Raw genomic sequence first — 23,220 nt, forward strand, 5'->3', positions numbered from 1 at the left:
GAGGGCCGGCGGGACGGATCAGCGCTCCCAGTCGAGCACCTGCCAGCCGCGCTCCGCCGCCAGCGCGCGCAGCGGCCTGTGCGGGCGTACCGCATAGCCCTCGTCGGCCCAGCCGAGCGCCGGCGCATCGGAAACATGATCCGAGTAGAAGCGGATGTGCGCGTCCCCCCGCGCGATGCCCTGCTGCGCCATCCAGGCCTCGATCATCCGCAGCTTGTTCGCCCCGTAGCAATTCTCGCCTTCGATGCGCGCCAGCAGGTTGCCCGCCTTGTCCAGGCGGCTTTCGGTGCCGATGGCATCGTCGAAGCCGAGCCGTTCCGCGATCGCGGCGGCGTAGAAGCGGTAGGACGCGGTCGCCATGACCAGGCGGTAGCCGGCGGCCTTGTCGGCGGCGAGCCGCGCGCGGGCGCCGGCAAAGATGCCCTTGTGCGTCACCGCCTCCGCAAAGGCACGGGCGGCGGCATCGGCGTCGGCGCGTGTCAGGCGATGACCGAGCAGCAGCCGCTGGGTAAGCTGCTTCAGCCGGGCGCGATCGTAGAGCTTCGCGCCGTAGCCGAGCGTGGCGAGCCCGGCGGCGGGCAACAGCGCCAGCCGCCAGGGCGCGCGGGCGCGGGCGGTGGCGAGCAGGAAGCTCGTCCAGGTCGGCGCCAGCGTCACCGTCTTGTCCATGTCGTAGATCGCCAGTCTGTGCATCAACTCGCCTCGTTTTTCGGGAGGCTTGCCGGAGAGCGGGCAAAGCCTCTAGGAGGGAGCCGATGACCGCAAAGGCCGCCTTCACGCAAGACAAGGATGCGCTGCGGTTCACCGGGCCGCTGACGCTTGCCGCCATCGGCGACCTGCCGGACCGCCTGCGGGAAGTCGACGGAGCCATTGCGCGGGTGGACCTGTCCGGGATCGACCGGATCGACACGGTGGGCGCGTGGCTGGTTCATCGATTCGCTGCCGAGCACAAGGCCGAGATCGACGGGCTGAGCCCGGATGGCGAGCACCTCCTCCACCAGGTGGAGCATGCCAACCAGGCGGTGGACGTCCGCCAGCGCCGCCAGACCGGCTTTATCCGCGTGGTGGACGAGATCGGCGAGGCGACGATCGGCGCGGGCAAGACGCTGATCGGCCTGCTCGGGTTCCTTGGTGCCACCGCCATCGCCTTCTGGTCGGTGATGGTCAGCGTGGTGCGTCCGCCCAATCGCTTCCGGTTCAATGCCACGATCCAGCGGTTCGAGGTGGTCGGCGTGCAGGCGCTGGCCATTGTCGGGCTGATGAGCTTCCTAATCGGCATCGTCATCGCGCAGCAGGGCGCGGTGCAGCTGCGCCAGTTCGGCGCGGAGGTGTTCACCATCAACCTGATCGGCCGCATCACCCTGCGCGAGCTGGGCGTGCTGATGACGGCGATCATGGTGGCGGGCCGGTCGGGCTCGGCCTTTGCCGCGCAGATCGGCACCATGAAGCTGACGGAGGAGGTGGACGCGATGCGCACCATCGGCGTCTCGCCGATGGAGGCGCTGGTGCTGCCGCGCGTGATCGCCACCATCGTGATGATGCCGCTGCTAGGCTTCTATGCCAGCGTGATCGCGATCATCGGCGGCGGCCTGCTGTGCTGGACCAGCCTGGGCATCCCGCCGGTCACCTATGTGCAGCGCATCCGCGAAGTGGTGCCGATCACCGACCTGTATGTCGGGCTGGTCAAGGCGCCGGTGTTCGGCGCGATCATCGCGGTGGCCGGCTGTTTTCAGGGCATGCTGGTGGAGGCGGACGCCGAGCAGGTGGGCACGCGCACAACCTCGGCGGTGGTGCAGGCGATCTTCCTGGTCATCGTGCTGGACGCGTTCTTTGCCGTGTTCTTCACCTGGGTCGGCTGGATATGAGCACCCCCAAGGACCTCGCGCCGACAGGCGGGGAGCGTGACGAGAACGCCGTCATTTCCGTGCGCGGCCTGAAGAACGCGTTCGGCGAGCAGGTGGTGCACGAGAAGCTCGATCTCGACGTGCGCCGGGGCGAGATCCTGGGCGTGGTCGGCGGCTCGGGCACCGGCAAGTCGGTGCTGATGCGCTCGATCATCGGCCTGCAGACGCCGGTTGCGGGCGAAGTGCATGTGTTCGGCGAGCCGACCATCGGCCGCGAGGAAACCGAGGCGACGAACATCCGCAAGCGCTGGGGCGTGCTGTTCCAGGGCGGCGCGCTGTTCTCCACGCTGACCGTCGCCGAGAACGTGCAGGTGCCGCTGAAGGAATTCTATCCCAATCTCGATCAGGCGCTGATGGACGAGATCGCCGGGTACAAGGTGGTGATGACCGGCCTTCCCGCCGATGCCGGCCCCAAATATCCGGCCGAGCTGTCCGGCGGCATGAGAAAGCGCGCCGGCCTTGCCCGGGCGCTGGCGCTGGACCCCGAGCTCCTGTTCCTCGACGAGCCGACCGCGGGCCTCGATCCGATCGGTGCGGCGGCGTTCGACGATCTCACCAAGGCGCTCCAGAAGACGATGGGGCTCACCGTGTTCCTCATCACGCACGATCTGGATACGCTGTACGCGATCTGCGACCGGGTGGCCGTGCTCGCGGACAAGCGGGTGATCGCGGTGGGCACGATCGACGAGCTGCTCGCCCTCGACCACCCGTGGATCCAGGAATATTTCAACGGCCCGCGCGGCCGGGCGGCGATCGACAGCAAGGATCGCCAGCAGGCACCAGCAGAGGCGGCACAATAATGGAAACCCGCTCCAATCACGTCCTCGTTGGCACGGTGGTGCTGATCCTGCTCGCCATGCTGGCGCTGTTCACCGTGTGGATCGCGCGGCTGAGCGCCACCGAGGACAAGGAATACGACATCTTCTTCAAGCAGGCGGTGGACGGCCTCTCCAAGGGATCGGTGGTCGCCTATTCGGGCGTGCCGTCCGGCCAGGTGAAGGACATCGTGCTGTGGAAGCCCGATCCCCAATATGTTCGCGTGCGGATCAGCGTGAACCCGGACACGCCGATCCTGGAGGGCACCACCGCCAGCGTGCAGGGCAGCTTCACCGGCACCAGCACGGTGTCGCTGGACGGCGCCAGCAAGGGCGCGCCCGCGATCACCTGCCCCGAGCGGAACCCGCAGGTGCTGTGCCCTTATGGCGTGCCGGTGATCCCGACCAAGCCGGGCGGCATCGGCGCCATCCTGTCCTCGGCCCCGCGCCTGCTGGAGCGGTTCACGACGCTGACCGAGCGGCTGACGGAGCTCCTGTCCGATCGCAACCAGGCCTCGATCGCGGGCATCCTGGCCAACACCAACCGGCTGACCGACGCGCTGGCGGATCGCGGGCCGGAGATCGCGGCGACGCTGGCGCAGACGCGGATCGCCATCCAGCAGGCGGGCAATGCGGCGGAGCAGATCGGCCAGCTGGCCAACACCACCAACGGCGTGCTGGCCAACGATGTGCAGCCGACCATGGCCAATCTGAACCGGGCGATCGCCTCGGCGCAGAAGAGCGCGGAAACGCTGAACGATGCGATCGGCGATGCGCGGCCGGGCTTGCAGAACTTCTCCAAGCAGACGGTGCCGGAAGTGGGCCAGCTGGTTCACGACCTGCGCACCATGTCGGCGGCCCTGACGTCGGTGGCGGAACGCTTCGACCAGGGCGGCGCCGGATCTCTGGTCGGCTCGCCGCGGCTGCCGACGTACAAGGGCAAGAAGTGATGAGGGCATCCATGACCAAGCGCTTTCTCCTTGCCGCGGCGCTGATCGGCGCGGCGCCGCTGGCCGGCTGCATCAGCTTCGGCGCCAAGCCGCCGCCCTCGCTCCTGACGCTGGATGCCGCCGCGTCCGTGCCGGCCGGGCAGGTGCAGAGCTCGGCCACCGCCAAGACGATCACCATCGCGGTGCCGGCTGTGCCGCAGGCGCTCGCGACGCAGCGCGTGCCGGTGCAGACCGGCGAAACGCAGGTCGCCTATATCGACGAGGCTTTGTGGGTGGAGCAGCCGGCGCGCCTGTTCGCGCGGCTGATGGCGGACACCGTCTCTGCCCGCACCGGCCGCGTGGTGCTGGGCGCGGCGCAGAGCTACGGCGATCCCGGCGCGCGGCTGACGGGCGACCTGCGCCGCTTCGGCGTGCTGGCCGACAGCCGCGAGGCGGTGGTGACGTTCGACGCCGCGCTGGTGCGCGACGGCGGCGCTCCGGGCGCCCCTGCCGGCGCGGTGGAGAAGCGCCGTTTCGAAGCGCGCGTGCCGGTCACCGCCATCGACGCGACCAATGCGGGCACCGCGCTGAACCGGGCGGCCAATCAGGTGGCCACCGAAGTGGCGGACTGGGTCGGGCGCTAGGCGCGCCTCACCGCGGCCGCTCCGGCGCGGTGACCCGATACAGCGCCGAGCGACCGTTCGACCAGACCGGGGCAAGGTCCGGCGCATGGGCGCGGCCGGGCGGAAAGCCGATCGTCCAGACATAGCGGAACGTCGCGCGATCGAAGCGGGCGATGGCCTGGTCGAAGCTCAGGCGGCCGCCCGAGCCGTCGCTGCGGATCAGTTGCGAGGGATCGCGGTCGAGCGGTGCCGCGGCAGGATGGCGCGTGGTGATCGGCTGCTGCCCGGCGATCGCCCATTGTTCGTTGGTGAAGGCGCGGCGGCGGGCAACGGCGAGCCCGGCGATATGGGCCAGACGCGGGTTGTTCCAGTCGGACGAGATCGGCTCGTGGACCAGCGCCAGCACCGCCGTGCCCTGCGGCAGATAGGGCAGGGCGGCCAGTTCCGCTTGCTGTTCGCGCGCGAACAGGGCGAGCGCGACGATGGAGGTAGTGGTGCGCACCGCAAAGAAGGCGTTGCCCAGTAGCGCAAGACGGGCGGAAAAGGCGGAGTCTTCGTCTCGCACGCGGATCGCCACGATCGCCAACGCCACCGCATAGGGCAGCGCCCGCGCATCCACATAGGCGCCGCCCGCATAGAGCCTGGGGAGCAGCAGAAAGGCGAGCACGCAGAGCGCGGCCGGCACGCCGGCGCGGGGCGCAAATCCGAGCCGCCGTGAGCGGAACGCCGTCCAGAGCAGCAGCGCGAGCAGGATCACGGCGGCGACGTCATAGGGCTTCCACCGCTCGCGCAGCAGCGACGCGATCCATTGTGCCTTGGCCGACAGGTTGAGCCAGTCCCCGGTGTCGCCCGCCAGCGGCGTGCCCTGCCACATCGCCAGCGCCTGCGGCCAGACCATCGGCGCCGCGGCGAGGGCCGCGACCAGCGCCGCGCGCATCGCCGGTCGACGGCGCTCGCGCTGAACCACCCATTCTGCGCCGAAGACGAACAGCCCCAGCAACGCCCAGCCGAAGCTGTGGGCAAGCCATACCGGACCAGCCAGCGCAGCGCACAGCGGCGCCCGTGCCGGCAGCGGCCAGCCCCGCCGGGCGAGGCACAGCCAGAGAGCCAGGCCAAGGATCGCCAGGGCGCCCGCCAGCGCGAAGTTCACGAAGCCGAGCTGGAACGGCAGCGCATAGGCCAGCGGCAGCGCAAAGGCGGTCGCCGGCGCGATCCTTCCATGCACCTCGCGCGACAACCAGATCACACCGCCCGCGAACAGGCCCGGTATCAGGGCGACAACCAGATGTGCCGCCGGCTCCAGCCCGAGAAGCGGGGCGAGCGCCAGCACGAGCAGGTCCACGCCCATGTTGCCGAGTAGCACGGGTTGCACCGCATAATGGACGGACAGCGGCGGCATGCCGGCTTCGGCGAGGATGCGATAGCGGCCGAGATGGCCGGGCAGGTCGGTGAGCGGCGGGACGGCCGGCCAGGCGAGCGGGGCGATGCTGGCCAGCACCGCCGCCGCGATCCACCCGCGGGTCTGCCACCAGGCCGGGGGAGGAGAAGGAGCCATGCCCGGTTCTTGCCGGGCGCCGGCGCCTCCGTCAAAGCCGATCGGGCGGCGTTCAGCCGTCTAGCGCGGCGGAAAGGTCTCGCAGCAGGCGCCGGCCGTCCAGCGGCTTGCCATAGAAGCTGGTATGCTCGGGCAGCACCGTTCCCTGCCCCAGCGCGCGGGCGGAAATGACGAACAGTGCGGTCGGCGGCCAGCGGTTGCGGATGAACTGGACGAGCTTGATCCCGTCCATGGAGCCCGGCATCTCCACGTCGGTCAGCACCGCGCCGATGCCCGGGTGGTTTTCCATGATCGCGATCGCTTCATCCGCGTCGCTGGCGTCGAGCACGGCAAAGCCGTTCTCCTCCAGCAGGTCGACCAGTTCGTAGCGGATGATCGCCTCGTCATCGACGACAAGTACCGTGTGCTGCGGCGTGAGGATCGCTTCGCCGCTCATTGCGCCGTTCCTGCGCCCGGCGTGCCGCTCCAGGGCGCATCCAACGTGAAAACGAGGCCTTCCGGCCGAAAATCAAGCACGGTAATTCCCTTGAACGACGAGCGAAGCGTGCGTTCGATCAGCACGGAACCGAAACCCTGCCGCTGCGGCTGGCTTACCCGCGGGCCGCCCGTTTCCGTCCACTGGATCAACAAACGCGTGCCCGGTCGGTTCGGATCCACCTCGAGCCTCCATTGCAGCGACACCTTTCCGGTATCGTTGGACAGCGCGCCATATTTGGTCGCGTTGGTCGCCAGTTCATGCAGCGCCAGCGAGAGGCTGATGGCCTGGGCGGAGGCGAGCTGCACCAGCGGGCCGTCCAGCGAATAGCGATCGTCGCCCTGCGCCGCGAGCGCGGCCCCGGCCAGCATCGAAAGGTCGGCGGCATCCCAGGACGTGCCGGTCAGCACGTCTGTGGCCCGGCCGAGGGCGGCAAGCCGCTCGCTGACCGCTTCGCGCGCCTCCGTCAGATTGGCGGCGCGCCGGATGCTTTGCAGCGTCACCGCCTGGGTGACGGCCAGCGTGTTCTTGAGCCGGTGGCCGAGTTCCCGGTTGGCCACCTGCAACTCCCGATCGGCACGAATGGTGGCGGTGGTCTCCACCACCGTGTCGAGCATGCCGACCACGGTGCCTGCCTCGTCGCGGATCGGGCTGTAGCAGAAGGTGAAAAAGGCCTCCTCCTCCTCGCCGAACCGGGTGGTGCGGACCGGATAGTTCTCGATAAAGGTGGCCTCCCCGGCAAAGGCCAGCTCGGCGATCGGGGCAAGATCGTCCCACGCCTCGGCCCACACATCCGCGAACGAGCGGCCGAGCGCCGGCGGCTTGGAGCCCAGGATCGGCAGAAAGGCATCGTTGGGGATGCTCACCAGATCGGGCCCCCAGACGATGCATTGGGGGAAATGCGAGTTGAGGATCAGGCTGACGCTCGTTCTCAGCGAGGCGGACCAGTTCTCGATGCGGCCCAGTGACGTGCGCTGCCAGTCATGATCGCGGATGGCGCGCGCCATGGCCCCGTCTCCGCTCAGAAAGGCAAGGGTATCGGTCACGGGCGTTCGTTGATGCACGAGGAAGCAAAAGCGCGACGTGCGCGCCGGTTCCTCACCCTGGCCGACGGCGGGTGGCGAGCCCCACATCGCAAACGCTCGCGCCGCCCAGGCCGACCATCGGCGGCTTCGGCGTTTCGCGCGCGGCGATCGCGGCGGCGAAGCGGGGATTGTCGGCCGCGCGATAGTCGAAATGCGGCCGCTGGTTCGCGGGCAGCTCGCTTGCCAGGCGAACGCTGACGATGGGCAGCCGCTCGCCCGGCGTTGCATAGACGCCCATCGGCGCATCGCTGCGTGGCAGGCCCGACAGGAAACGCATGCCCTCGATCACCCGGCCGACCACCGTGTAGTTGCGGTCCAGCCGCCGCGCGGACTGGCCGATGGGCGTGAACAGCTCGGCGCCCGAGCCGGAGGTGGGATCGGCGTCACGCGCCACGCCTACCGCGCCGTAGCAATGGGGCAGCCAGGCCGCCTTGCCATCGGTAGCGACGGGCCAGCCATCCGCGGTGATGCCGGACGCGGTGGAATAGGGATCGGGCCGCGTCATGCGCTGCGCCGGCGCAAAGGCGGCGATGTCGAACTCGGGCGTGACGGCCGCCAGCACCCCGGCCGGCAAGGGCTTCGTTTCCGCGTCCGACGGATTGCCGCCCCATTGCGCCACCCAATTCTCCTGCACCCGGTACACCGAGGTCGCATCCCACCAGTGCGCGAGCGCCAGCCGGCGGATATTGGCGACATGCTCGGGCGCGTGGCGCGCCGCGAGGCGGATCACGACCTGCCGGTCGCCGGCCAGCGTCATCACCAGCACCTCGTCGTCCGGGATCGGGCGCCAGTCGGCAGGCAGCGGATCGCTGGGCAGCGGCACGGCGGCGGGCGCAACCGCCTGCACGGCGGCAAGAAGGGCAAGGAAGATCGACATGAACGGCAGACTGCCCCGCACAGCCGTATTGCGCAAGCGTGCGCGAGCCACTAGGGAAGCCGCCTTCCAGTGCATGCGGAGCGGTGGCCGAGTGGTCGAAGGCGCTCGCCTGGAAAGTGAGTATACGGCAAAACCGTATCGAGGGTTCGAATCCCTCCCGCTCCGCCAACCCTCAAGTTCAGATGAAGCCAATTGGGTCGAAAACCCTTGGATCTTCGCGGTACCCCCGGAACGATCGAGGTCACCAATAGGCACCCGAGGTCGTATTATGCCAGCGCGCGTGGGGTATGCCTGGGGGTATTACTTAGGCGATTGGGGGTAACATCGAGCTACCGCGCCCGAAGGTGTTCGAGGCACTCGACCCCTCGGAAGCGGCGCCCACGGCGCCTGTATTTTCGTCATAGATAGTCATGCGATGTCAGCAAGATAGCGGCCGATTGAACTCGGCGCATCGGAGAGTCAGCTGGTCTGAAGCCCGCAGAATAAGGGCTTGAAGGAAAGACCTGCAGAATGTTGACTGACGCGCAGTGCAAAGCGGCCAAAGCAAGGGACAAGGCATACAAATTGAGCGATGCTCACGGGCTTCGCCTCGACGTGTCGAAGACCGGCCATCGCTCATGGCGCCACAAATACCGGTACGGCGGCAAAGAGAAGCTCCGCACCCTAGGCACCTTCCCCGAGGTCACGCTGAAGCAGGCACGCGACATCTGCAAGGCCGACAAGCAGCTGCTCAAGGAGGGCAAGGACCCCATCACGGAGGCAAAGCGCGCAGTGCTTGCCCAGCAAGTCGCGGCTAAGGACACCTTCGAGGATCTGGCGCGCGAATGGTATGCCAAGCAGCAGCCGCGCTGGAAGCCCGTCCACGCCGCGGACGTCATCAAAAGCCTCGAACGGGACATTTTCGCCGACCTCGGCTCTCTGCCGGTTAGGAGCATCGATTCGGCTCTCGTACTCGCCACGTTGCAGAAGGTTGAAGCGCGTGGCGCCATTGAGACCGCGCATCGCCTACGACAGCGCATCTCGTCGATTTACGACTATGGCATCGCCATAGGACGAGCCGTCACCAACCCAGCCGCATCGCTGGTCAAAGTGCTGAAGGCCAAGCCGCCGTCACGGCGCTGGCCGGCGGTAACGAAGATCGGCAACCCGCGGCGCTCGGCATCGCGCTTGGCGCTGGAGTCGCTGCTACCGGTCATTCCGGCGATCTGCTTGATGCTGACGTAAACGGGCTGTCGGCTCTCGGTCATGTAGGTCCTCCTAAGGTCGAGGACGTCGACATGTTTCATTACAACAGGCTTGGGGACCGGCAGAAATGATTCCAGCGCGCGGTCATGCGGCTGAGCCTCCGCCCAATGCCGTCCGGATCACGTGAGCCGATGGAGGCTGGATAGCATGTAAATCGAGCAGCACGAGATCCTGCTTGGCCAAAGCCGCGAAGACATGGGTCACGAACCGCACGAACGGCCCACGTTTTTCTTCGTCGTTCGGCGCTTTTGGTGCCTTGCCCGTCACCTGCCGATAAACGTCACCGAGATCGCGGATGAAAGCCTGACGTTCGCGGCCCGATCGGTTGCCCGAGGGCATCCCGCGATTGCGAGTGTCGCCCGGCATGTCGCCGGCAACGCCTTTGCGGTACTCGGTAATGATGTCCGTTGCTTCATCATAGACGGCGACACAGTCGGTCAGCCCGTGCGTCGCGCGGTTTCCGGCGAGCGGATTACCGATAGGCATTGGCAGAAGCGCGGAGAGATATTCGCTTTCTTGCCTGGGGATGCAACAGCGCCCATGCAGCGCGAATGCCAGACGGCGCAGCGCGTCTTCGCGGACAAGCTCGGGCATTCCCGTCTCGCTTTTGTGCCTGACGAGTTGATTGGCGAGGGTGTCGGCCGCGCTCGCCATCTCACGAGCGGCGTCGCGGATGCGGCGTATACACGCCAGGAAGGCTGCGTGCTCGGGTTTATCGGGAGCGTTCTCGACGGCGAGCACATAGGCCATACAGCAGCGTGCGAGATCGTGATGGCCGCCGCGGCGAATGCGCTCGATCGTTTCGGGGGGCAATGGCGAGCTTGAGGGCATAGCCTGCTTGAACGACGAAAGCGCGAAGTGCCGATCAAACACGATCTCGGCGGCGTCACCATCGACCGTGGTTTTACGCTGATCGTAAGCGGTAGCGATTTTAATCGTCATTCGATGACCTCCCGGCTCATCGTCCCGTCACGCAGTTATTGTAAGCTCGGCTGGTAAATAACGGAATGATGTTTAACGCGAAAGCCAGGTTGCGTAGGCTTCTCGGTAGCTCTTGGCGGCAGTCAGCAACTGCAGGTCGGTAAGGTCCTCGGCCAGGATTGCCTGGTGTGCATCGTGCAATCTACCATTGCAGCGGATACGCTCGTCGGTCGCATTGTTCGACTGCCGGATAAAATACATCAATTTCGGCACGGAGAGCGACCAACGATTGATTCTGGCCAGGCTGGCCGGGTCGATGATGGACACGGCGGCGAGTTGCCTTGCGAACGCATGGACCCGTGTTGCGATCAGGGCCGTCGCCAGCCGATAGCCTGGCAGAGGATCTGCGATGAGGGCGCTAAGGCGAGCGCGACGCATGAGGCGCACTTCCTGGATACCAGAAGCCTGGTGGCGCAGATCGATTTGCGGTTCGGGTCGGCCATCGATGTCCGCGGCGAAAGCCCGCGACCCGTCCTGGTCGTTGCGGACGATGACGACCGTTCCGATCCTGCTGTAGGTGGACACCATCCGTTCGATGAACCGGGAGATCGGCGCGTTTGTCGAGACGATGCAATAGAAGATGATCCTCGCGCCGTCGTCATTCAGCATACGCCACACGGTTTGCAGGAAGGCCATGACTGGCGTGTCCGAGCTGCTGATGCCGGCGCCGAGATCGAATAGCAGGTGATCCGGGCTTTCCCGTGGTCGAGCGGCATCGCTTCGTCTGGGTGTGGCCGGGCGATCCCGCGCTGGCCGACCCTGCGCTGATCCCGACCTTGCCGTGGCTGGACGATCGCGCCTGGGCCGGAGATGGATCGATGACCGAGGTCAAGGCCGATTACCGCCTCGTGATCGACAATCTGATGGATTTGACCCACGAGACCTTTGTTCACAGCTCGTCCATCGGCAATGCCGCGCTCGCCGAGGCTCCCTTCGAGGCCTATCACGGCGACCGCACGGCAAGGGTCGAACGCTGGGTGCTCGACCAGCCGGCGCCCCCTTTCTGGGCCGGGCAGCTGGGCCATGACGGACCGGCGGACCGCTGGCAGATCATCAACTTCCTGGCCCCTGCCACCATTTATCTGGAGGTCGGCGTCGCCCCCGCCGGGACCGGCGCGGCGGACGGGGATCGCAGCAAGGGCGTGGACATGCGCGTCGTCCACCTGCCGACGCCGTCGACCGGCAAGACCTGCTATTATTTCTGGGCGCACCTGCGCAATTATCGACTGCACGATCAGGGACAGACGCGCCGCGTGCTCAACGCGGGCAGCGGCATCATGGTTGAGGACGAACGGGTGATCGAGGCGCAGCAGCGGGCAATCGACGAACATCCTGATCACGTTTTCTACAACCTGAACATTGATGCCGGCTCGATGTGGGCCCGGCGCGCCATCGACCGCATGATCGCGGCCGAGACGATGCCTGCCCTCACGCCGGCGATGGCGGCCGAATGAGCGGCGCTTCGCTGACCGCCGCGGCGCCGGCTTCGGACCAGCCCCGGGGATCGGCCGGCGTTACGGCGCTGCGCGATCTCAGCCCGACGATCCGGGAGATCACGCTGCGTGCCGATCGCGCGTTCGCCTGCCCGCCGGGCTCGCACATCCGCGTTGCGGTCAACGGCGCGGGGCGCGAGGACTATCGGTCCTATTCCGTTGTGGAGCAGGCGGGCGATCTCCTGCGCATAGCGGTCAAGCGGCAGCCCCTCAGCCGCGGCGGTTCGGCCTTCATGTGGCGGCTGCAACCGGGCGACACGGTTCGGATGACCCCGCCGCGCTGCGACTTTCCGCTGACCTTGGGAGCACCGCATTACCTGCTTCTCGCCGGAGGCGTCGGCATCACGCCGCCCAACAATGCGCCGAGTGCTGCACGCCGATAAACCAGATGCCGTCACTCGGAAGGGACAACTGCTGCCCGAGGAGCGCGGTGGGAAGCGTCAGTATGTTGTTCTCGGGCGCGTCGACGACGTCGTGACCGGCGAGGAGGACGCATTGGTCCGGGCTCAAGCCCCAGACCTCATCTATGTCCTCACCGCTGAGCAGCGCGTCAGCGTCGAGCGCGGTTGCCGCTGGGTTTTCGAGCCGCGCCAGCGCCGGCGGATCAATGCGCCGCCACCGCAAGCGGGTGAACTCGCCGTAGAGGATTGCGCCCATGTGCCGCCAGCCGACCAGCCATTCGCGCCAGGAGCACGCGGCGAAGCGGACCTCCGCGCCAGCGACCGCGATGGCGAAGTCGGCGATCTCGGCGCGATGACGTTGGAGCGCCTCAGGCGAGACAACGACGGATCCACGTCGCTCCGGCTCGGCGTAGAGGTAGAAAAGCACCGGCACCTTCCCGAGCCGGCGCCCCTCGGTCACCAGTCCGAACGCGTGCTTCACGAGTTGCGCCGCATCGAGATGGACGAACGTGGTGGCGCCTGCACGCAGCGTGTCGCGCATGGCGGTGACCGCCCACGGCTCGCCATCGGGCGTCGGCACCGGGGCGAGCTTCACTTGTGCGAATTGCACGGCGGTGTTGGTCCAGCCGCGATAGCTTGGCCTGAGGACGCCGTAGAGGATGCGTGTGCCCTCGCTGCCGGGTGGGTCACCGATGAGGGGCAGCCAGCTATGCGGGTTGCCCGGCGTCGGATCGCGATCGGCGTTGATGATGACCGGTGTGATGGTCTTCTTGCCCGCCATCACCACGCCTCCAGCGGCGAGAGGAGGCAAGCGCCTTCGCGCTCGGCGCGGTCGATCCCGGAGGCGCGCTGGCCGAACGTATCATAGGGCGGCAGCAGCTCGAGCCAGAAGCCGTCGGGGGTGATCGAGACGGCAGGACCGACCAGCGGCGGGACCAGCCACAGCGCCCCGTCCGCGCCGCGCCACAGCGCGAGGTCGTCCATCGACCATGGCGTTCCCGGTAGCAGTTCGAGCGCGACGTCTGCGGTGACGATCAGACGATCGTGATCGAGAGCAACGCGCAGCAGCACGACGTCGAGGTGCGCCTCGGCCGCGAGCGCCGCAAGCCCATCGCGGAACGCGGGCTCACGCGCCTGCGTCACGCAAAGCACCGCGCCGCGCTCGGCGATGTGGATGCTCGCGCTCGGCAGGCCGGGCAGCGTGAGGTGATCGTAGCAGTCGTTCGCGCCGAGCGCCTCGAGCACGAGGCCGCACGCGACCGAGCCGGCGGTGCAGCCGGCCAGAACCAGATTGGTCATGTAAAGAAGAGCCTTGTTCGTGTCGTCGCGGACCGGTTGGCCCGGACAAGCCCTGTCCGCTTTCATCCTGCTTCCAGGGCTCGCCCGCTCTCCGACCAGCCTTCAGGGTGGGTGCCGGTCCGCTCGCGCCAGCGCTCACCCCCTGCTATCGACCGGGCACCGGGCGCTGGATCCCGCCGGCACCCGGTGATCGAGGTCACGCCGCCTTCGGCAGGCGCGGCCGATAACGCAGCAGCAGCGCCGGGGCGGTCAGCATCCACAGCGGCCGATCGCGCTCGACGTTCGCAGGCACGTCGACGCCAGCGCGCGCGAGCACAGTCTCCGGGATGGGCTGGAGGGTCCGCATCGGCACGGATAGCCGCAGCTCGGTGCAGTGCTGTTCGGGCGTGATGGCGTGGGGATGTGGTTCGATCGCGGTCGCCGCCACGATCTCGTAGCCGGCGAGCGCCCGACCGAGCCGCGTGTCGATAGCGCAGACCTCGCCCATGCGCTTGCCGACCAGGGCCGCAGCGTCGCCGGTGGCGAGCAACGCCGTCGGCAGCGTCAGCGTCGCCCCTTCGGTGCGCTCGTGATAGTCAAGGTCGCCCTCGCGCCACCACAAGTGCAGGCCGGTGCCGTAGCGCGCGACATAGCAGTCGAGCGGCAGCGCGGCGCGCGGATCACCGCCACGTTGAGCAGCGCGACTTGCGCCGTTATCCGACGCGTCGGCCCGGACATCAGCGCCCGCGCACCGCCCGTGCGGCGCGCATCGGCGGGTTGGGCGGGCAGGCCATGGAGCGGAGCGCGGCCGCATCGTTGCAGCAACCTGTTGATCCGTTCCTTCTGCACGCGCGCCGACGATTACAGCGAAGGCGATGGCGACGATCTATTTCGTCGTCAGCTGGACGCCGAAACTGCTGTCGCAGATGGGCTTTGCGGACTCGATCGGCATCTATGCGTCGTTGGCGATGAACGTCGCGGGAGCGATCGGCTGCGCCACCTTCGGGTTGCTGACCACCCGTTTCGCCTTTCGTCCGTTGAGCACCATCGCCTTTCTGGGGATGGGATTGCTGGTCCTCCTGTTGGGTGTCGTTCCGGCGCGTGCGGGCATGCTGGTCGCGGCCGCCTGCCTCGCCGGCCTCTTCCTGAATGCGTCGATCTCGTGCCTGTACATCGTTCTGGCGCAATCCTTTCCCGCGAGCCTGCGGGCGACCGGAACGGGCATAGGGCTGGGGGCCGGGCGCATCGGCGCCGTTGTCGGCCCGTATGTCGCGGGCATGCTGTTCGAGCATGGCTTCGACCGCGCGGCGACCTGCACCGTGCTCGCGCTGCCGATGCTTGGGGCGGCGGTGCTGTTATGGGCAATGCCGCGCGACGGGACGGGCGCGGCGGCGGCGGGGTGACGACGGATCAGCCGAACAGCATTCCATCGAAGAGCTTGCGTGCCGTCAGAATGAAGCCGCCGGCGACCACGGCACCATTTGCGTCCCGTTCGATGGTGCAGGCGGTGCGGCCCGTTGGATGTTCGATCAGCAGGCTGTCCGTTCCTGCCCGCGGCGCAGCGGCCACCTGTGCCGCCGGCGACCCGTCGAGGAGGCAGGCGGTCGCCACCGTTACCGCGGCGAACACGCCGATGGTGGCATGGCAGCGATGCGGAATGAACGATCGGGTCGAGACCGTGCCCCCATGAAGGGGAGGCGCCAGCAGGATCATCTTCGGGACAGACTGCTGAGCAACATCGCCCAGGTTCATCAGCGGCCCGGCAGCCAGCCGGATCGCCTCCAATCGCTGCTTCAGCTCGACATCCGCGTCCAGGCTCGCCCGGTCTTCATATCCGCTGCGCCCCAGGGCATCGGCGCGCATCACCACGCACGGCATGCCGTTGTCGATCAGCATGACATCCACGCCCTCGATGCGATCGACGGTTCGGCCGGTGGGAAGCAGCGCACCTGTTTTCGATCCGGCGATATCGCCGAACGACAAGGCGATCGACGCCGCCGTGCCGGGAACGCCATCAATGGCCGTATCACCGGCATAGTCCATGCGCCCTGCCGGCGTGGCGATGGTGGCCGTGGCGACCTGTGCGGTGTTGTCCATCCAGATGACGACGCGGGTGGTGCCGGCGGAGGGCGCAACCAGCCCGCGCTCGATGGCGAACGGGGCGACCCCGGCGAGCATGTTGCCGCAATTCTGGCTGGCCGACACCAGAGCCTGATCGACGAAAACCTGAAGAAACAGGTACTCGACATCGATCCCCGGCCGAGACGAGCGGCGCACGATGGCGACCTTGGACGTCAATGGATCGCCGCCACCCATGCCGTCGATCTGCCGGGGGTCGGGGGAGCCAAATGCGCGCAGCAGAAAGGCATCGCGCTGTGCAGGGTCGGGCGGCAGGTCATCCGCCAGGAAGAAACCGCCCTTCGAGGTTCCGGCGCGCATCCACATGCACGACACGGCATCATTCATAGCGCAACCCGGCTTCGGCCAGCCGGCCACGCATGTCGTATATGTCGAGGCCGAGTTCGCCCGTCGCAAGCCGGCGGCGCTTTGCTTCCTCGGCCGCCTCGCGTGCGACCGCCTTGGCCAGCACCTCCGGCGCTGTTGCCCGGGGGACGACGCACACGCCATCGTCGTCGGCGACGATCACATCGCCCGGTTCGATCGCGGCGCCCGCACAGACGATGGGGACGTTGACCGATCCCGGCGTCGCTTTCACCGTCCCTTGCGCATGAACGGCGCGCGACCAGACGGGGAAGCCCATCTGCGCCAGGTCCCGTACATCGCGCACGCCGGCATCGATCACCAGGCCGCGGCAGCCGCGTGCCATGGCCGACGTGGCGAGCAGATCGCCGAAATACCCGTCCTCGCACGGCGATGTCGGCGCCAGCACGAGAATGTCGCCGGGCTGCACTTGCTCGATCGCGACATGCAGCATCCAATTGTCGCCCGGGGGCGAGGAGATCGTCACGGCGGAGCCGGCGATGCGGGCGCCCGGATAGATCGGGCGCACGCGGCTGGCGAGCAGTCCCGTGCGGGCCTGCGCCTCGTGCACGGTTGAAACGCCCGCAGAACCCAGGCCCTCTATCACCGCGCTGTCCGCGCGCTCGATGGTGCAAACGACTCTTGCGGTCATGCGATCAATCCTGATGGGTGCTGGCCGACCTCTGGAAGGCTGCCGGTATCTGCGAGGACTTGAACGGCGCGAAATCGGCCCGCGCCCGCTTCAGGCGAGCACGCATGTCGGCCAGCACTTCCGCGTGCCTGTTCGCCACGCTGTAGCTTTCCGACGCATCGTGCTGAACGTCGTACAATTGCGGGTATTTCTCGTCCGTCGGGAAAAGGCGGCCCCGGTAGTAATCGTTGCTGACGAACTTCCATCGCTGGGTGCGGATCGCGACGGGGTCTTCGTTGTCGAACAGCACGAGTTGATCATGCGGCGACGCCTCGTTTCGCGTGAGAACCCCGGTCAGGTCCCGTCCGTCGATCGGCGCGGAGGAAAGCGGCTTGCCGGCCATGGCGCAGAATGTCGGCAGGAAATCGATCCCCATCGCGATCGCGTCCGACCGGCGGCCCGCGGGAACGACACCGGGCTGCCAGGCCAGGCACGGCACGCGATACCCGCCATCATACCCGCCGCCGCCCTTGCGCTGCCGCAATGGGCCCGCCGACCCTTCGAACCATGGCCCGTTGTCCGAGGTGAAGAGAACAAGGGTATCTCTGGCAAGGCCAAGCCGGTTCAGCTTGGCCGTCAGCCGGCCCACCAGCGCATCGATCTCTTCGACCACGTCGCCATAGGCTGCGGCATCGGAGCGGTCCCGAAAGGCGGGGTTCGGGTGTTCGGGCAGGTGCGGTGCGCTTAGCGCCAGTTCGAGCAGGAAGGGGCGCTTCTGATTGTCTTCGATGAAGCGTTCGGCGCGCGCGTAGAACTGCTGCTGGAGCATCGGGAGATCGACCGGTGACTGGGTCAGCGCGCGGCCTGGCCCCTGGCTTTCGAACAGCGACAACGGGGTCATGTCATGGCTGTACGGAATGCCGTAGAACAGATCGATGCCGTGCTGGGTCGGCGGCCACGCCGGGGGCACATGCCCCAGGTGCCACTTGCCGATCAGCGCCGTCGCATAATCCGGCTTCAGCGCCTCGAACATCGTCGTTTCGGACAAGGGGAGCCCGCGCGCGTCGTTCTGCAGGATGACCTGGTATCCCAGCCCCGTCCGCACCGGATACCGTCCGGTCAGCAGGCCTGCCCGGGACGGCGTGCACACATTGGCCGGCGCGTAATAGTCGGTAAGCGTCATCCCCTGCGCGGCCATGCGGTCGAGATTGGGCGTGCGAATGGTGCGTCCGCCCATCGGCCCGATATCGCCGTAGCCCAGATCGTCGCACAGGATCACGATGAAGTTGGGGCGCCGCCCGCCCGCCGGCTGGCGGGCGGACGCCAACGCGGACGTGGCAAGCAGCCCGCAGGATCCCAGTACAAAGGAGCGCCTATCCATGTGTCACTCTCCAGCAGCGCTTCTGTGCACCTTCAGAACCGGAAGCCGAGTGTCGCACCGAAGTAGCGATCTGCATCCTTGTTGAACGTGCCCACGATATCGAACGGGTTCGCCGCCGTGGCGAGCAGGCTGTTATGCCCAAGGCTGGTGAAATAGTTGGTGTTGAACATGTTCTTGACGAACAGCGTCAACGTATAACGGTCCTCGGCATCGCGGATGCCGATGCTGGCATCAACAAGCGTGTAGGCATCCTGCCGCGTGAGCGGATCCTGTTCCAGCGTGAAGTTCTGGTCGCTCTGGAAGTTGACGGAGACCTGCGCGAAGCCTTCGAGGCCGGTCCCGGGAATGGCATGCTCATAGCGGGGCGATATGTTGACCCGGTACTTGGGCGATGCCGGCAAGGGTGCGTTTCGCAGGTCCTGGATCGGGCCCAGGGTCGTGAGCACGCCGTTCACGGATATCCGCGGACGGTAGCAGCTGTTGACCGGAAAGGCGCCGGTGAGGACAGGAGCAGCGGCCTGCTGCTGCAACGGGCAGTTCAGGCCGGCAATGGTGATGCGCGAATCCGACAGCGTGAAGGACGCGGCGATGGAGAAGCTGCGCGACGGTCGCAGAACCGACTCAATCTCGATGCCCTTTGTCCGCGAGGATCCCGCATTCACCGGGGTGAAGACAACGGTGCCGGTTACCGGATCGGAACGGTTCGCCTGAACCTGCAGGTTCGAGTAATCGCTGAGGAACGCCGCTGCGTTCAGGCTGAACTTGCGATCCGCGGTCACGAACTTGAAGCCGGCCTCATAGGCATTCACATGCTCGGGCTCCAGAACCGTCTGGTTGCGGAAATCGGTGGCCGCTTCCGTGTTATAGCCCTGGCCCTTATAGCCCCGCGTATAGGTGGCATATACTTGCGCGTCCCGGCTGAATTCATATTGCAGGCCGGCTTTCCCGGTCACGGCCGTATCCTCCGCCTGGGCCGAGCCGGTGGTTGCCGCGTTGACCAGGCCGGGGCTGCCGGGGAACAGCTGATCCCCCGCCACCAGGGCACCGAACTGGGTTCCCGTGTTGCGCCCGCTCTCATGCTGCACCCGGACGCCGCCGATCGCCTTCAGACCGCCCACCAGCCGATATTCGGCCTGCCCGAACAGCGCGTAGCTCTCGGTTACCAGTTCCGCGAAGCTGCGGCTGGACTGATAAACGAGGTTCGTTGCCGCGCAGGGCTGGTACAAGGTGCCGGCCAGGCACCGTGCGCGCCGGCGCTGGAAGGGGCGTTCCACATCCGTATGGTTGTAATAGGCGCCGATCACATAGGTGAGATCGCCGCCACCGTTCGACCCCAGGCGCAGTTCCTGGGAAAACTGACGGAGGTTGAGAATGCCGGCGTTCAGATCGGTCGCTGAATAGGCCGCACCCGTGCCAACGAACAGGATCGGACTGGAATTGGTCCGATCGATCGGCTGGTTCACGTCGAGGTGATATTTCTGGTATGCGGTGATCGAGGTAAGCGTGGCAAAGTCGAGGTCGAGATCCGCCTGGATCGATCCCGTCCACTGCCATGTGTTGGCGTAGGTCTCTTCATTCTCGACGATCTGCCGATTGCGGGGAGAGGCCACCACGGGCCGGGTGAGCTGGACCACCCCAGGCGTGACCAGGCTGACCGGAACGGACGCGCAGCACAGCGAATCCTGCTTGCGATATTCGCCGGTCACCAGGATGTTGAGGTTGCCGGTCGGATCCCAGTCGAGCTTGCCGCGCACGCCATAGCCCTCCGATCCCTGCACGTCGCGACCGGTGGTGAGATTGCGGACGAAACCGTCCACATTGTTGTAATAGCCGGTCAGGCGCGCCTTCAGCGTATCCGTGATCGGACCGGTGACGGTGCCCTTTGCCCGGTATTCCCCGTGTTCGGCGATCGTGAAGTCGGCGCGGCCGCCAAAGGTGCTCGACGGCCGTGCCGTCACGACGTTGATGACGCCGGCGCTCGCATTGCGACCGAACAGGGTTCCCTGCGGCCCGCGCAGCACTTCGATCCGCTCCACGTCTGCCAGATCGGTGAAGCCCTGCGCCTGGCGCGCCGCCACGACGCCGTCCACCACCACCGAAGCGGAGGATTCGATGCCCTGGCCGAACAGGGAGGTGCCGACCCCGCGGATGCGGAAGCTGGTGTTCGTTGGATTCGAACCCTGTTGGAAGGTCAGCGACGGAACCGCCTGGGTAAGCGTTGCGGAATCGTTGATCTGCCGGCTTGCCAGCGCATCACCGCCGATCGCCGTCACCGCCAGGGGGATCGACGTCAGCCGCTCTGAACGCTTCTGCGCGGTTACGACGATGTCACCGTCGCCCGGTGCGGAATCGGCCTGCGCCTGCGTGATGCCGGCGTCGCCGGGGCCGGGGGCCGCGGGTTCGGCTTCCGCCTCGGCGCGGGTGCCGGTTTGCGAGCCGGCCTGTCCGGGCGAAGCCTGCGCAAAGGCGGGGTTTGCCACCACCAACAGCGTCGTTCCGGCCAGCAGCGATGCGATACGTACCATGAATCCTCCCCTGATCGACCTTGCCGTCTTGCAGGTCCGTGCAAACGAACCGATGCGGCAGTGCCATTGTTCGCCCTTGCTCCGGGCGTTGCGGCAATGCCAATCAGAACTGGTTGCGTGCGATAAGTTCATGCTAAGTCTGGCTGGTGGAGCCGTTCGATTTCAACTTGCGTCACCTGCGGGCGCTTGCCCTGATGGCGCAATTGGGCAGCGTGAAGGCCGCTGCGGAAGCGGTCAGCCTCACCCAGCCGGCGCTGACGCTGGGTCTCGCGAAATTGGAACGGCAACTGGGGTGCCGTCTGTTCGATCGGCGTCCCGACGGGGTCGTCGCCACGCCCAAGGGCCTGATCATGGCCTCGCGTGCTGCGGCCGCATTCGACCAGCTGGGCCGAGGCGCGCGCGACGCGTTCAAGGGCCGATCGCGCCTGTTCGCCCGGCCGGAGAATCTGATGACTTCGGCGCAGCTGCGCGCCTTTCTGGCCCTGGCGGATCACGGCAGCTTTGCGCAGGCGGCCGGTGCGACCGGGCTGTCGCAGCCCACCGTGCATCGGGCGGTCAGGGACTTCGAGCAGGTCGGCGGCGTGACGCTTGCCAAGCGGCGGGGACGGACCGTGCAGCTCACGTCCGCCGGCCGGCATATGGCGCGCGGCGTGCGCCTGGCGGCCGCGGAGATCGCAGCGGGCATTGCCGATCTTGGCGAGGGCGCAGGCACGGGGCTATCACGGATCGTCGTGGGATCGATGCCCCTTGCCCGCGCCCGGGTGCTGCCCGGAGCGATCGCCGCCTTTCAGCGCGAACCGACACGGGCGACCCTTACCGTTGTCGAGGGTGCGTGGCGCGATCTGATCGACCCGCTGATCGACGGCATCCTGGACATGGTGGTCGGCGCCTTGCGCGACGAGGTGCCGCAAGGCCTGGAGCAGCGCCCGCTGTTCCAGGACGTGCTGGTCGTCGTGGCGCGTGCCGGGCATCCGCTGCTGGGCACCCGGCCCACGCTTGAGGAACTGGCGCGATACGAATGGGTGGTCGGACAGGTGGGAACCCCGTTGCGGATTCAGTGGGAGGCGATGTTCAACGGCCGTCCGCTGCCGATTGCGCCGATCGAATGCGGATCAACGCTGGTGATCCGGGCGGTGCTTGCCGACAGCGATCTGCTCACCCTGCTGTCGCCGGATCAGGTTGCGGTGGAGATGGGCGCAGGGATCCTGACCAGCATCGGCGATCCCGTGGGGCACACCGTTCGCACCGTCGGGCTGACCACGCGCAGCGGTTGGCGCCCCACGGCGGGCCAGGCCGCATTTGTCAGGCTGCTGCAGGCCGCGGGCGACCATAAACTTCAGCAAATCTGATAGCTGTTCCGCAGTTCTGATTGGGCGCGGCGCTTGCTGCCGTTCTACGCGTGGGAAATGGAGAGAAAACAGATGGGGCGGCACGGTCCGGAGCAAGCGGATCGGACCGCTGCAGGCGATCGAACGGGTGATCCGTCCCTGTGCAAAGGGCCGACCCGATGACGCTCGTTATCGATTGTCATGGCCACTACACGACCGCGCCGGCCGCTCACAGCGCGTGGCGCGAAGCCCAGGTTCGATCGTGGAAGCAGGGCGTGGCGCCGCCGCCCTATCCCGAAATCAGTGACGCCGATATCCGTGAAACGCTTGAAGCCAACCAGCTGAGGCTGCTGCGCGAACGCGGCGCGGACATGACGATCTTTTCACCGCGGGCGTCCGCCATGGCGCCGCATGTCGGGGATGAAGGCGTCGCAAAGGCGTGGGCACGCGCGAACAATGACCTGATCGCCCGGTGTGTCGCGCTGTATCCCGATCGCTTTGCCGGGGTCTGCATGCTGCCGCAAAGCCCGGAGGCGGATCTTTCCGGCTCGATCGCCGAGCTGACGCGTTGCGTGAACGAGCACGGCTTTGTCGGCTGCAACCTGAATCCGGATCCCGGCGGCGGTCACTTCACCGCACCGCCATTGACCGACCGGTTCTGGTATCCGTTGTACGAGACCATGGTCGCGCTGGACGTGCCCGCGATGATCCACGTGTCGGGCAGCTGCAATCCAGGAATGCATGCGACCGGCGGGTACTACATCGCCGCGGACACGATCGCCTTCATGCAGTTGCTGGAGGGCGACCTGTTTGCCGACTTTCCCGATCTGCGGTTCATCATTCCGCATGGTGGTGGCGCGGTTCCGTACCATTGGGGGCGGTACAGGGGCCTCGCGGACATGCTAGGCAAGCCGCAGCTGGACACGCACCTGATGAACAACATCTTCTTCGACACCTGCGTGTACCACCAACCGGGCATCGACCTGCTCGCCGACGTGATCGACACGCGCAACATCCTGTTCGGAAGCGAGATGGTGGGCGCCGTCCGCGGCATCGATCCGCAGACCGGCCAGTATTTCGACGATACCAAACGCTATGTGGATGCGCTGCCGATCGACGATGCGCAGCGACACGCGATCTTTGAGGCGAACGCACGCCGCGTCTTTCCGCGGCTCGACGCCAGCCTGAAGGCTTGCGGGCGGTGACACGCCCG

At 67.0% G+C, this 23,220-nt stretch carries 24 protein-coding genes and 1 tRNA gene; 11 read left to right on the forward strand and 14 right to left on the reverse strand.

Annotated elements, in window-relative coordinates; translation table 11 throughout:
• Positions 1-18: 18 nt before the first annotated feature.
• The gene (locus DVW87_RS15390; protein WP_114688683.1) at positions 19-693 is read right to left on the reverse strand and encodes an HAD family hydrolase; all 675 of its coding nucleotides are present in this window, start codon (positions 691-693) and stop codon (positions 19-21) included.
• Positions 694-755: 62 nt separating this feature from the next.
• Between DVW87_RS15390 and DVW87_RS15395 the strand changes: the two genes are divergently transcribed.
• Genes DVW87_RS15395 through DVW87_RS15410 form a run of 4 tightly spaced genes read left to right on the forward strand, consistent with a single transcriptional unit; the run spans position 756 to position 4,292 of the window.
• Entirely contained in the window at positions 756-1,865 is a 1,110-nt protein-coding gene (locus DVW87_RS15395; protein WP_114688684.1) for an ABC transporter permease, read from the forward strand.
• Positions 1,862-2,704 (forward strand): ABC transporter ATP-binding protein, encoded by an 843-nt coding sequence (locus DVW87_RS15400; protein ID WP_114688685.1) that lies wholly within the window; start codon positions 1,862-1,864, stop codon positions 2,702-2,704. The genes DVW87_RS15395 and DVW87_RS15400 overlap by 4 nt, the downstream gene beginning before the upstream one ends.
• Positions 2,704-3,669, forward strand: coding sequence for an MlaD family protein (locus DVW87_RS15405; protein ID WP_114688686.1), 966 nt, complete (start codon positions 2,704-2,706; stop codon positions 3,667-3,669). The genes DVW87_RS15400 and DVW87_RS15405 overlap by 1 nt, the downstream gene beginning before the upstream one ends.
• 11 nt (positions 3,670-3,680) lie before the next feature.
• Entirely contained in the window at positions 3,681-4,292 is a 612-nt protein-coding gene (locus tag DVW87_RS15410) for an ABC-type transport auxiliary lipoprotein family protein (RefSeq protein WP_114688687.1), read from the forward strand.
• A gap of 7 nt (positions 4,293-4,299) precedes the next feature.
• Here DVW87_RS15410 and DVW87_RS15415 read toward each other — a convergent pair whose 3' ends face one another.
• Genes DVW87_RS15415 through DVW87_RS15430 form a run of 4 tightly spaced genes read right to left on the reverse strand, consistent with a single transcriptional unit; the run spans position 4,300 to position 8,263 of the window.
• Complete coding sequence (locus DVW87_RS15415; RefSeq protein WP_147276281.1) at positions 4,300-5,826, reverse strand: hypothetical protein; 1,527 nt, start codon at positions 5,824-5,826, stop codon at positions 4,300-4,302.
• 52 nt (positions 5,827-5,878) lie between these two features.
• Positions 5,879-6,262 carry a response regulator gene (locus tag DVW87_RS15420; RefSeq protein ID WP_114688689.1) on the reverse strand — a complete coding sequence of 128 codons (384 nt, stop codon included), beginning with the start codon at positions 6,260-6,262 and terminating at the stop codon, positions 5,879-5,881.
• A complete protein-coding gene (locus DVW87_RS15425; RefSeq protein ID WP_181814855.1) occupies positions 6,259-7,347 on the reverse strand; it encodes a sensor histidine kinase in 1,089 nt (362 codons plus the stop codon). Before DVW87_RS15425 ends, DVW87_RS15420 begins: the two co-directional genes overlap by 4 nt.
• Before the next feature lie 52 nt (positions 7,348-7,399).
• Positions 7,400-8,263 (reverse strand): peptidylprolyl isomerase, encoded by an 864-nt coding sequence (locus tag DVW87_RS15430; RefSeq protein ID WP_114688691.1) that lies wholly within the window; start codon positions 8,261-8,263, stop codon positions 7,400-7,402.
• A 77-nt stretch (positions 8,264-8,340) separates the two neighbouring features.
• Here DVW87_RS15430 and DVW87_RS15435 point away from each other — a divergent pair.
• Both DVW87_RS15435 and DVW87_RS15440 read left to right on the forward strand, forming a co-directional pair.
• A tRNA-Ser gene (locus DVW87_RS15435) sits at positions 8,341-8,431 on the forward strand.
• Between the two features lie 342 nt (positions 8,432-8,773).
• Positions 8,774-9,487 (forward strand): tyrosine-type recombinase/integrase, encoded by a 714-nt coding sequence (locus DVW87_RS15440; protein WP_114688692.1) that lies wholly within the window; start codon positions 8,774-8,776, stop codon positions 9,485-9,487.
• Positions 9,488-9,592: 105 nt separating this feature from the next.
• Here the strand turns inward: DVW87_RS15440 and DVW87_RS15445 are convergent, their stop codons facing one another.
• Together DVW87_RS15445 and DVW87_RS15450 are read right to left on the reverse strand one after the other, a co-directional pair.
• The gene (locus DVW87_RS15445) at positions 9,593-10,450 is read right to left on the reverse strand and encodes a hypothetical protein (RefSeq protein ID WP_114688693.1); all 858 of its coding nucleotides are present in this window, start codon (positions 10,448-10,450) and stop codon (positions 9,593-9,595) included.
• 72 nt (positions 10,451-10,522) lie between these two features.
• On the reverse strand, positions 10,523-11,125 hold the full coding sequence (locus DVW87_RS15450; protein WP_114688694.1) for a hypothetical protein: 603 nt from the start codon (positions 11,123-11,125) through the stop codon (positions 10,523-10,525).
• Positions 11,126-11,190: 65 nt separating this feature from the next.
• Here DVW87_RS15450 and DVW87_RS15455 point away from each other — a divergent pair, with 65 nt between their 5' ends.
• Positions 11,191-11,943 carry an RHO alpha subunit C-terminal catalytic domain-containing protein gene (locus tag DVW87_RS15455; RefSeq protein ID WP_181814856.1) on the forward strand — a complete coding sequence of 251 codons (753 nt, stop codon included), beginning with the start codon at positions 11,191-11,193 and terminating at the stop codon, positions 11,941-11,943.
• The gene (locus DVW87_RS15460) at positions 11,940-12,365 is read left to right on the forward strand and encodes a ferredoxin reductase domain-containing protein (protein WP_114688695.1); all 426 of its coding nucleotides are present in this window, start codon (positions 11,940-11,942) and stop codon (positions 12,363-12,365) included. The genes DVW87_RS15455 and DVW87_RS15460 overlap by 4 nt, the downstream gene beginning before the upstream one ends.
• On the opposite strand, the gene DVW87_RS15465 is transcribed toward DVW87_RS15460, so the two are convergent.
• The 3 genes from DVW87_RS15465 to DVW87_RS15475 form a co-directional block, all read right to left on the reverse strand.
• A complete protein-coding gene (locus tag DVW87_RS15465; protein ID WP_114688696.1) occupies positions 12,325-13,164 on the reverse strand; it encodes a hypothetical protein in 840 nt (279 codons plus the stop codon). The genes DVW87_RS15460 and DVW87_RS15465 overlap by 41 nt on opposite strands.
• On the reverse strand, positions 13,164-13,682 hold the full coding sequence (locus DVW87_RS15470) for a hypothetical protein (protein ID WP_114688697.1): 519 nt from the start codon (positions 13,680-13,682) through the stop codon (positions 13,164-13,166). Before DVW87_RS15470 ends, DVW87_RS15465 begins: the two co-directional genes overlap by 1 nt.
• Positions 13,683-13,878: 196 nt before the next feature.
• Positions 13,879-14,475: a hypothetical protein gene (locus DVW87_RS15475; protein ID WP_147276282.1), complete on the reverse strand. Its 597-nt coding sequence runs from the start codon at positions 14,473-14,475 to the stop codon at positions 13,879-13,881.
• Between the two features lie 61 nt (positions 14,476-14,536).
• On the opposite strand from DVW87_RS15475, the gene DVW87_RS15480 reads away from it, so the two are divergent.
• A complete protein-coding gene (locus DVW87_RS15480) occupies positions 14,537-15,064 on the forward strand; it encodes an MFS transporter (protein ID WP_114688699.1) in 528 nt (175 codons plus the stop codon).
• 7 nt (positions 15,065-15,071) lie between these two features.
• On the opposite strand, the gene DVW87_RS15485 is transcribed toward DVW87_RS15480, so the two are convergent.
• The 4 genes from DVW87_RS15485 to DVW87_RS15500 all read right to left on the reverse strand — a co-directional run bounded on the left by DVW87_RS15485 (position 15,072) and on the right by DVW87_RS15500 (position 20,679).
• On the reverse strand, positions 15,072-16,127 hold the full coding sequence (locus tag DVW87_RS15485; protein WP_114688700.1) for a 4-oxalomesaconate tautomerase: 1,056 nt from the start codon (positions 16,125-16,127) through the stop codon (positions 15,072-15,074).
• Positions 16,120-16,794, reverse strand: coding sequence for a 4-carboxy-4-hydroxy-2-oxoadipate aldolase/oxaloacetate decarboxylase (locus DVW87_RS15490; RefSeq protein ID WP_114688701.1), 675 nt, complete (start codon positions 16,792-16,794; stop codon positions 16,120-16,122). Before DVW87_RS15490 ends, DVW87_RS15485 begins: the two co-directional genes overlap by 8 nt.
• 4 nt (positions 16,795-16,798) lie before the next feature.
• Complete coding sequence (locus tag DVW87_RS15495; RefSeq protein ID WP_239017942.1) at positions 16,799-18,100, reverse strand: sulfatase family protein; 1,302 nt, start codon at positions 18,098-18,100, stop codon at positions 16,799-16,801.
• A gap of 86 nt (positions 18,101-18,186) precedes the next feature.
• On the reverse strand, positions 18,187-20,679 hold the full coding sequence (locus DVW87_RS15500) for a TonB-dependent receptor (RefSeq protein ID WP_114688703.1): 2,493 nt from the start codon (positions 20,677-20,679) through the stop codon (positions 18,187-18,189).
• Between the two features lie 146 nt (positions 20,680-20,825).
• On the opposite strand from DVW87_RS15500, the gene DVW87_RS15505 reads away from it, so the two are divergent.
• Both DVW87_RS15505 and DVW87_RS15510 read left to right on the forward strand, forming a co-directional pair.
• Complete coding sequence (locus DVW87_RS15505) at positions 20,826-22,028, forward strand: LysR family transcriptional regulator (protein WP_239017943.1); 1,203 nt, start codon at positions 20,826-20,828, stop codon at positions 22,026-22,028.
• Positions 22,029-22,186: 158 nt separating this feature from the next.
• The gene (locus tag DVW87_RS15510) at positions 22,187-23,212 is read left to right on the forward strand and encodes an amidohydrolase family protein (protein WP_114688704.1); all 1,026 of its coding nucleotides are present in this window, start codon (positions 22,187-22,189) and stop codon (positions 23,210-23,212) included.
• Positions 23,213-23,220 lie beyond the last annotated feature (8 nt).

The sequence above is a fragment of the Sphingomonas aracearum genome (assembly GCF_003345355.1).
Taxonomy (GTDB): Bacteria; Pseudomonadota; Alphaproteobacteria; order Sphingomonadales; family Sphingomonadaceae; genus Sphingomonas; species Sphingomonas aracearum.

Excerpts from the sequence above, each read along its gene's own strand:
- DVW87_RS15480 (WP_114688699.1), top strand. The coding sequence starts at position 14,537 with ATGGCGACGATCTATTTCGTCGTCAGCTGGACGCCGAAACTGCTGTCG.
- DVW87_RS15420 (WP_114688689.1), bottom strand. The coding sequence starts at position 6,262 with ATGAGCGGCGAAGCGATCCTCACGCCGCAGCACACGGTACTTGTCGTC.
- DVW87_RS15395 (WP_114688684.1), top strand. The coding sequence starts at position 756 with ATGACCGCAAAGGCCGCCTTCACGCAAGACAAGGATGCGCTGCGGTTC.
- DVW87_RS15390 (WP_114688683.1), bottom strand. The coding sequence starts at position 693 with ATGCACAGACTGGCGATCTACGACATGGACAAGACGGTGACGCTGGCG.
- DVW87_RS15410 (WP_114688687.1), top strand. The coding sequence starts at position 3,681 with ATGACCAAGCGCTTTCTCCTTGCCGCGGCGCTGATCGGCGCGGCGCCG.
- DVW87_RS15440 (WP_114688692.1), top strand. The coding sequence starts at position 8,774 with ATGTTGACTGACGCGCAGTGCAAAGCGGCCAAAGCAAGGGACAAGGCA.
- DVW87_RS15400 (WP_114688685.1), top strand. The coding sequence starts at position 1,862 with ATGAGCACCCCCAAGGACCTCGCGCCGACAGGCGGGGAGCGTGACGAG.
- DVW87_RS15510 (WP_114688704.1), top strand. The coding sequence starts at position 22,187 with ATGACGCTCGTTATCGATTGTCATGGCCACTACACGACCGCGCCGGCC.
- DVW87_RS15500 (WP_114688703.1), bottom strand. The coding sequence starts at position 20,679 with ATGGTACGTATCGCATCGCTGCTGGCCGGAACGACGCTGTTGGTGGTG.
- DVW87_RS15490 (WP_114688701.1), bottom strand. The coding sequence starts at position 16,794 with ATGACCGCAAGAGTCGTTTGCACCATCGAGCGCGCGGACAGCGCGGTG.
- DVW87_RS15415 (WP_147276281.1), bottom strand. The coding sequence starts at position 5,826 with ATGGCTCCTTCTCCTCCCCCGGCCTGGTGGCAGACCCGCGGGTGGATC.
- DVW87_RS15470 (WP_114688697.1), bottom strand. The coding sequence starts at position 13,682 with ATGACCAATCTGGTTCTGGCCGGCTGCACCGCCGGCTCGGTCGCGTGC.
- DVW87_RS15450 (WP_114688694.1), bottom strand. The coding sequence starts at position 11,125 with ATGGCCTTCCTGCAAACCGTGTGGCGTATGCTGAATGACGACGGCGCG.
- DVW87_RS15445 (WP_114688693.1), bottom strand. The coding sequence starts at position 10,450 with ATGACGATTAAAATCGCTACCGCTTACGATCAGCGTAAAACCACGGTC.
- DVW87_RS15485 (WP_114688700.1), bottom strand. The coding sequence starts at position 16,127 with ATGAATGATGCCGTGTCGTGCATGTGGATGCGCGCCGGAACCTCGAAG.
- DVW87_RS15460 (WP_114688695.1), top strand. The coding sequence starts at position 11,940 with ATGAGCGGCGCTTCGCTGACCGCCGCGGCGCCGGCTTCGGACCAGCCC.
- DVW87_RS15465 (WP_114688696.1), bottom strand. The coding sequence starts at position 13,164 with ATGGCGGGCAAGAAGACCATCACACCGGTCATCATCAACGCCGATCGC.
- DVW87_RS15405 (WP_114688686.1), top strand. The coding sequence starts at position 2,704 with ATGGAAACCCGCTCCAATCACGTCCTCGTTGGCACGGTGGTGCTGATC.
- DVW87_RS15430 (WP_114688691.1), bottom strand. The coding sequence starts at position 8,263 with ATGTCGATCTTCCTTGCCCTTCTTGCCGCCGTGCAGGCGGTTGCGCCC.
- DVW87_RS15475 (WP_147276282.1), bottom strand. The coding sequence starts at position 14,475 with ATGCGGCCGCGCTCCGCTCCATGGCCTGCCCGCCCAACCCGCCGATGC.